Below are 5890 nucleotides of genomic sequence, written 5' to 3' on the forward strand. Positions count from 1 at the left end.
AATTGAAACCGTAGGAAGTTCCATAAATAGATTGATGCCAAAGTCTATCCATAGTGTCACTTCTAAATGCTTTGAACTCAAAATTCTATTATTTTTAATGGGCTATACATTTTTAAATATGAAGTAGCAACTTGGGTTAATTTAATAAATGGATCTCCCCAAGGATAAAAATAAATCTTGGGCAAACCAAAATTTTCTAAAGAGAGAGGGAGCGAATTCAAAAACAATTAAGTGTTGTCATTCCAATTTGCTCCCAAATACTTTGAGTTTTTTTAAATCCCAAACAGTATTTTAATCTATGTGAATAGCAAAGGAACTTATTATTAATATTTATCTTTACTATTTTTATAATATATGTTATTATATTTGTAGTAATTAAGAATTAAATTTATTTCTAATTTTAGTACAATACTTTGTAAGTTTTGTAATGATTTAGTTAAAGATTGTTCTAAATTTCAAAACAAAATTTATGGAGGTATTACAAATGGCAAACGGAACAGTAAAATGGTTTAATGGAGAAAAAGGTTTTGGATTTATAACTGCTGAGGACGGAACTGATGTATTCGCACACTTTTCTGAAATTCAAAAAGACGGATTCAAATCTCTAGAAGAGGGAGAGCAAGTAACTTTTGAAATCACTAAAGGTCAAAAAGGCCCTCAAGCTTCTAACATCAAAACTGTATAATTAAAAAAATTAAAGCTGCCTTAAATGGCAGCTTTTTTTATTTCATTCTTTTATTAGACATAATCTTGTTCATAGAATACATTGCCTTGCATATACCGTCAGGAGTAGCTTCAAAATCAACTGCATCTTTTTCATCAATTGAAATCCTGCTGGCAGAGGCAACTGCATCCTGGTTGGCGGCCAAAAATATGAATTCCCACTTATAATTTTCCTGCTGGCGCTTTATTCTCGCTCCTACTTGTTCATAGGTATATTCCTCGCTTGCATTTTCAAGACCATCTGTAAGAATTGATACAATAACCTTTTCAGGCCTGTCTTCCTCAGGTGTTTCATTTAATCTTTCTCCGACACGATCTATAGTTCTCCCGATGGCATCTAGCATGGCAGTAGTTCCGCCTGGAACATAGGTATCACTATTTAGAAAAGGTACTGTCTGTAAATCTTTTCTTTCATAGACAACCTTGTAATCGTCATTGAAAAGAACCAGTGTCAGAGCTGCTTCACCACCAAACTTTCTCTGTCCTTCTATAAAACTATTGAATCCTCCGATGGCATCACTCTTTATCGTTTCCATAGATCCGGATCTGTCTATGATACATATGATCTCTTGATAATTCTGTTTCATATAAATCCTCCTTTTTTTATCTGATATTTTAAATTTGTAATTTATTATCCAACCTAATTTTCTGACAGTTTTAAATAATTCCTTTATTCTGATAATTGCTTAAAAAAATAATCTTTAAAAAAATTTTTTCTTTATTTTTTTGTATAAGGATAGAGTAGTCATAAAACAAAGAGGGATGAAAAGTGGAGAGAAGATTTAAACTTTTAAATGAAAAATGCATAGAGAGTAAGGGTCAGTATATTTTATACTGGATGCAGGGAAGTCAGAGAACGAGATACAACCATTGCCTAGAATACGGGGTGCTGAAAGCCAATGAGATGAAAAGACCTCTCATAGTTATTTTTAATCTCGTAGACGGGTATCCAGAGGCCAATGAAAGACATTATGCCTTTATGCTAGAGGGACTGAAGGATGTGAAGGAGGCTCTGGCAGAGAGAAAAATAGAGTTCTATATACTTCACGGAGATATGGTTACCAATGTAGTCAAGGCCTCAGAAGAGGCATCACTTTTAGTATGTGATAAGGGATACATGAAGATCCAAAAGAAGTGGAGATCTGAAATAAGCTCAAAGGTGGAGTGCCAGGCTGTAGAGATAGACACCAACCTTGTGGTACCAGTGGAAACAGCTTCACAAAAGGAAGAATACGCTGCAAGGACAATAAGGGAAAAGATCAAGAGGCAGCTGGATGAATTTTTGTATGACTTTGAAAATATAAAATACTTAGTGAATAAGAGCTATAAGAAGAAATTCTGTTTTTATGAGGAAAATCTGAATAAATCTATAGAGGACGTGAATAAAATTCTCAAAAAAATGAAACTGGATAAAACTGTTTCCAGGTCTGAATTTTTTTGCGGAGGAGAAAGAGAGGCCAGAAAAAGGCTGGATGAATTTATAGAGGATAAACTGGATAGATATGGTGAAAAAAACAGCGATCCTGGAGAGGATAATGTTTCAAAACTTTCTCCTTACCTCCATTTTGGAAATATATCCCCTGTGGAGATAGCTTTGGAATTATTAAAATCTAAAAATGATCTCAATAAAGAAAGTGTAGATGGGTTTATAGAGGAGCTCATAATAAGAAGGGAACTTTCTCATAATTTTATATACTATAATATCAGTTATGATAAGTGGGAAGGGATAACTTACGGATGGGCATATGAGACCATGGAGAAGCATATAAAGGATAAAAGGGAAAATTTGTATAGCATTAAAAAACTTGAGGATGCAGAAACCCATGATATATACTGGAATACGGCTCAGAAAGAGATGGTGGTCACAGGATTTATGCACGGATACATGAGGATGTACTGGTGTAAAAAGATCTTTGAGTGGAGCAAGACTCCAAAAGAAGCCTATGAGAGGACAATTTATCTTAATAATAAGTATTTTATAGACGGAAGAGACCCAAATTCTTATACAGGTGTGGCGTGGTGTTTCGGAAAACATGACAGAGCCTGGAGAGAGAGGGAGATCTTCGGGAAAATAAGATATATGAACTCAGCAGGACTCAAGAGGAAATTTGATATTGATAAATATGTAAAGCGTATAGAGGGACTGTGATATTTTTAGAAAATTTGAAATACAGGGGGCAAATATGGAAAATTTGTATACTGAAAAAATAAAAATAGGTATGTCTGCATGTATGTATGGAGCCAAGGTTAGATATAATGGCAAGGGATGGGAGATGCTGGGATACCTTCACAGAGAACGTTCTAATTATTTGTGGAGTCCTGTATGTCCAGAAGTAATGAGTGGAATGGGGGTCCCGAGATCTCCCATAAGACTTATAGGGGGAAATGGTGAGGATTTCTGGCTTGGAAATGCAAAGGTGAAAAACAGAGAGGGCAGGGATGTCACATCTATGCTGGGGAAAGGGGCTTTATCATGCTATGAAACTCTTGAAAGAGCAGAAGTGGATGCCTATATTTTCATGGAGGGAAGTCCAAGCTGCGGGGTATACAGAACAACCCTTAAAAACCAGCGACTGGGAAAACCGCCAGGGATATTCGGAGCCCTTCTCCTCAACAGAGGTTACTTTCTGATACCTGCCCAGGATCTTCAGAGTCCTGTAAAGTGGTGGGACTGGAGGAGGAGACTCACTGCATTTGTCTGGCTAAAAAAACAAGAGGTCACTGAAGTGAAAGACCTCTATGAAGTCTGGCATATTTTAAAATTTATTTGTCAGGAGCTCGATGAAAAAAATGCAAGGGAACTGGGTAACAGGATAGGGAGATTTAAGCAAAATGTGGGAGAAGAAGTTGTGGCAGGGGTGAAAAAAGAAATTCTGGAAATTTTGAGGAAGCCATCTGATGTGAAAAGGGTAAAACAGTGGCTGTGGAAAAATTATATTCACCTCAAGAAATCCAAGGGGATAAGTATAGAGGATGTGTGTCCTCCGGAAACCCTAAGAAATATGACGCATATTGCAGAAGAGATGATCCATGTGGAAATAGAATCCAGAAATAAGGGCCTTATTTTTGGAAGTTCACCTGTAAACTACAACCCCTCTAGATAGAGAGGGCTTGTAGTTTTTTTATTTTAAGATGCTGTAATTAACCGAGGGATCTGATTTTTAAAAGGTAATATTTAAAAACTTTCAGCTGAACTGTGTTTATTTTTACACCGTTTCCGTTCTCTACAATTTTATACAATTCTAATTCTTTATTTTTAAAATAAAAGGTGTGCTTTGCAAAGTCAGAAATACCATACCTCAGGTCGGGAATTATCCTGTTTATCCCGCTAAAAATTACATAGCCGTCTTTGATTTCGGTTTTGTTTCCTGCAGAGTCAGGGACTCCAGCTCCAAATGACTTGAATCTTGTCCTGTCTAAAATGATATTATATTCCGGATCAATTCTGAAAATTTCTTCCCAGGGCTGAAGTTCAACTGAATGCATCCATCTCATGGTAAATTCATCACCGGGATTTATTTCTTTTACAAATATGACAGAACCTTTGGAAAGGTCTTTTATTATCAAGGCTTTCTTATGAAATAAAGTTGTATAGAGAGAAAATAAAATTAATAATAGTACAGTAATTTTTTTTATAATGGACATTTTAATGCTCCTTTTTTATAGTCGGTTCAACAGATAGAATTTTAATTTTCATACAAGTTTTGGTCTTTTAAAATATATTAACATAACCAGAACTTTTAATGTAGGAAAACTAAAAAATATATTCTCTAGAAAACTAAATATGACACCGAATAATTATGGTAAGATATAATAAAAAAAACAACATTTTAAAAGGGTTGATAGAGTATGAAAGAAAAAACTATACTTCATTATGATATGGATGCTTTTTATGCTTCGGTTGAGATAAGGGATAATCCATCTCTAAAAGGTAAGCCTATAGTTGTGGGAAACAGCATAATAACAACTGCCAGCTATGAGGCCAGAAAATTTGGAGTAAGGTCTGCTATGCCTGTGATGGAAGCCAGAAAGCTCTGCCACCACCTCCTTGTGATTCCTGTGTCTATGGGGAAATATATGGAAGTATCTAGAAAAATAAAAAACCTGGTGGCCAGACTCACAGAAAAAGTGGAATTCATAGCTTCTGATGAGGGGTATGTGGATATAACGGAACTTGTAAAGAGATATCCGTCAAAAGAATATTTTGCCCGGAGGTTTCAAAAGGGGATATACAAAAATACCGGCCTCACCTGCTCTGTGGGGATAGGGTACAACAAACTTTCGGCAAAGATTGCCAGTGATGCCAAGAAGCCCGGAGGATATTATATATTTAATAACAGTCAGGAATTTGTAGAATATATAAGCGGGAAAAATATAAAGATAATACCGGGAGTCGGCAAAAAATTTCAGGAGCTTCTTGGAGAGAGAAATATACTAATGGTGAGAGATGTGCATAATTATTCTCTATATGAGCTCATTTCTTATTTTGGAAAATCCAGGGGAGAATTTCTCTACTGTTCAGCTATGGGTGAGGACAACAGACAGGTGGATTATAAGAGGAAGATTCATTCAGTTGGAAATGAAAATACCTTTAGATACCCTTTGGAATCAGAGGTAGAAATAAAGAGAGAGCTAGAGAGTATTTTTCATAAAACACATGAAAGGTTAGTGGGGAAAGACCTTTTATGTAAGACGGTGACTCTAAAGGTAAGATTTGAAAACAGAAAGACCATCACAAGGTCTAAAACCCTGGAAAATCTAGCAGACTCAAGAGAGATACTGAAAAATACCCTTGAGAATATAAATGAATCTGTGGACTACAGTATGAGGGTAAAACTTCTAGGGGTATCTTTCGGAAATCTTGTACAGAAATCCATAAGACAGCTTTCATTTTCTGAGAGGGAGCTTTTTAATAAGAAAAACAGAGTGGATCTTCTCAAGGAAAAGATAAAAAAAATAGAGAAAAACAATTAGAAAACAGTTGTTTTTTTTAAAAGATTAAAGTAATATTAAAATAGATAAAACTTATTTTAATTAAAAAAATGATAGTATATATATAGTGTTAATTTTAAAGTTGAAAATAAAGATTAAATTTTATAGTTTTATATAAAAGCAGGGGGAGATTTTTTGAAAAAACAGTTTGCAAAGGATTTCATTGATTTCAATT

General features: G+C 35.0%; 6 protein-coding genes. 4 read left to right on the plus strand and 2 right to left on the minus strand.

Annotated features, from left to right (window positions below; all coding sequences use genetic code 11):
* The first annotated feature begins 484 nt into the window (after positions 1–484).
* Entirely contained in the window at positions 485–685 is a 201-nt protein-coding gene (locus ABZA26_RS05915) for a cold-shock protein (protein ID WP_372713594.1), read from the plus strand.
* Between the two features lie 37 nt (positions 686–722).
* Here the strand turns inward: ABZA26_RS05915 and ABZA26_RS05920 are convergent, their stop codons facing one another.
* Complete coding sequence (locus ABZA26_RS05920) at positions 723–1310, minus strand: hypothetical protein (RefSeq protein ID WP_372713595.1); 588 nt, start codon at positions 1308–1310, stop codon at positions 723–725.
* A gap of 182 nt (positions 1311–1492) precedes the next feature.
* On the opposite strand from ABZA26_RS05920, the gene ABZA26_RS05925 reads away from it, so the two are divergent.
* Together ABZA26_RS05925 and ABZA26_RS05930 are read left to right on the plus strand one after the other, a co-directional pair.
* On the plus strand, positions 1493–2872 hold the full coding sequence (locus tag ABZA26_RS05925; RefSeq protein ID WP_372713596.1) for a deoxyribodipyrimidine photo-lyase: 1380 nt from the start codon (positions 1493–1495) through the stop codon (positions 2870–2872).
* Positions 2873–2906: 34 nt separating this feature from the next.
* Positions 2907–3827, plus strand: a complete 921-nt coding sequence (locus ABZA26_RS05930; RefSeq protein WP_372713598.1) for a DUF523 domain-containing protein — start codon at positions 2907–2909, stop codon at positions 3825–3827.
* Between the two features lie 37 nt (positions 3828–3864).
* On the opposite strand, the gene ABZA26_RS05935 is transcribed toward ABZA26_RS05930, so the two are convergent.
* On the minus strand, positions 3865–4368 hold the full coding sequence (locus ABZA26_RS05935) for a DUF1850 domain-containing protein (RefSeq protein ID WP_372713599.1): 504 nt from the start codon (positions 4366–4368) through the stop codon (positions 3865–3867).
* Positions 4369–4572: 204 nt separating this feature from the next.
* Here ABZA26_RS05935 and dinB point away from each other — a divergent pair, with 204 nt between their 5' ends.
* Positions 4573–5697 (plus strand): DNA polymerase IV, encoded by a 1125-nt coding sequence (gene dinB, locus ABZA26_RS05940; RefSeq protein ID WP_372713600.1) that lies wholly within the window; start codon positions 4573–4575, stop codon positions 5695–5697.
* Positions 5698–5890: the final 193 nt, after the last annotated feature.

Origin of the sequence: Ilyobacter sp. (assembly GCF_041583315.1) — a bacterium.
Classification (GTDB): domain Bacteria; phylum Fusobacteriota; class Fusobacteriia; order Fusobacteriales; family Fusobacteriaceae; genus Ilyobacter.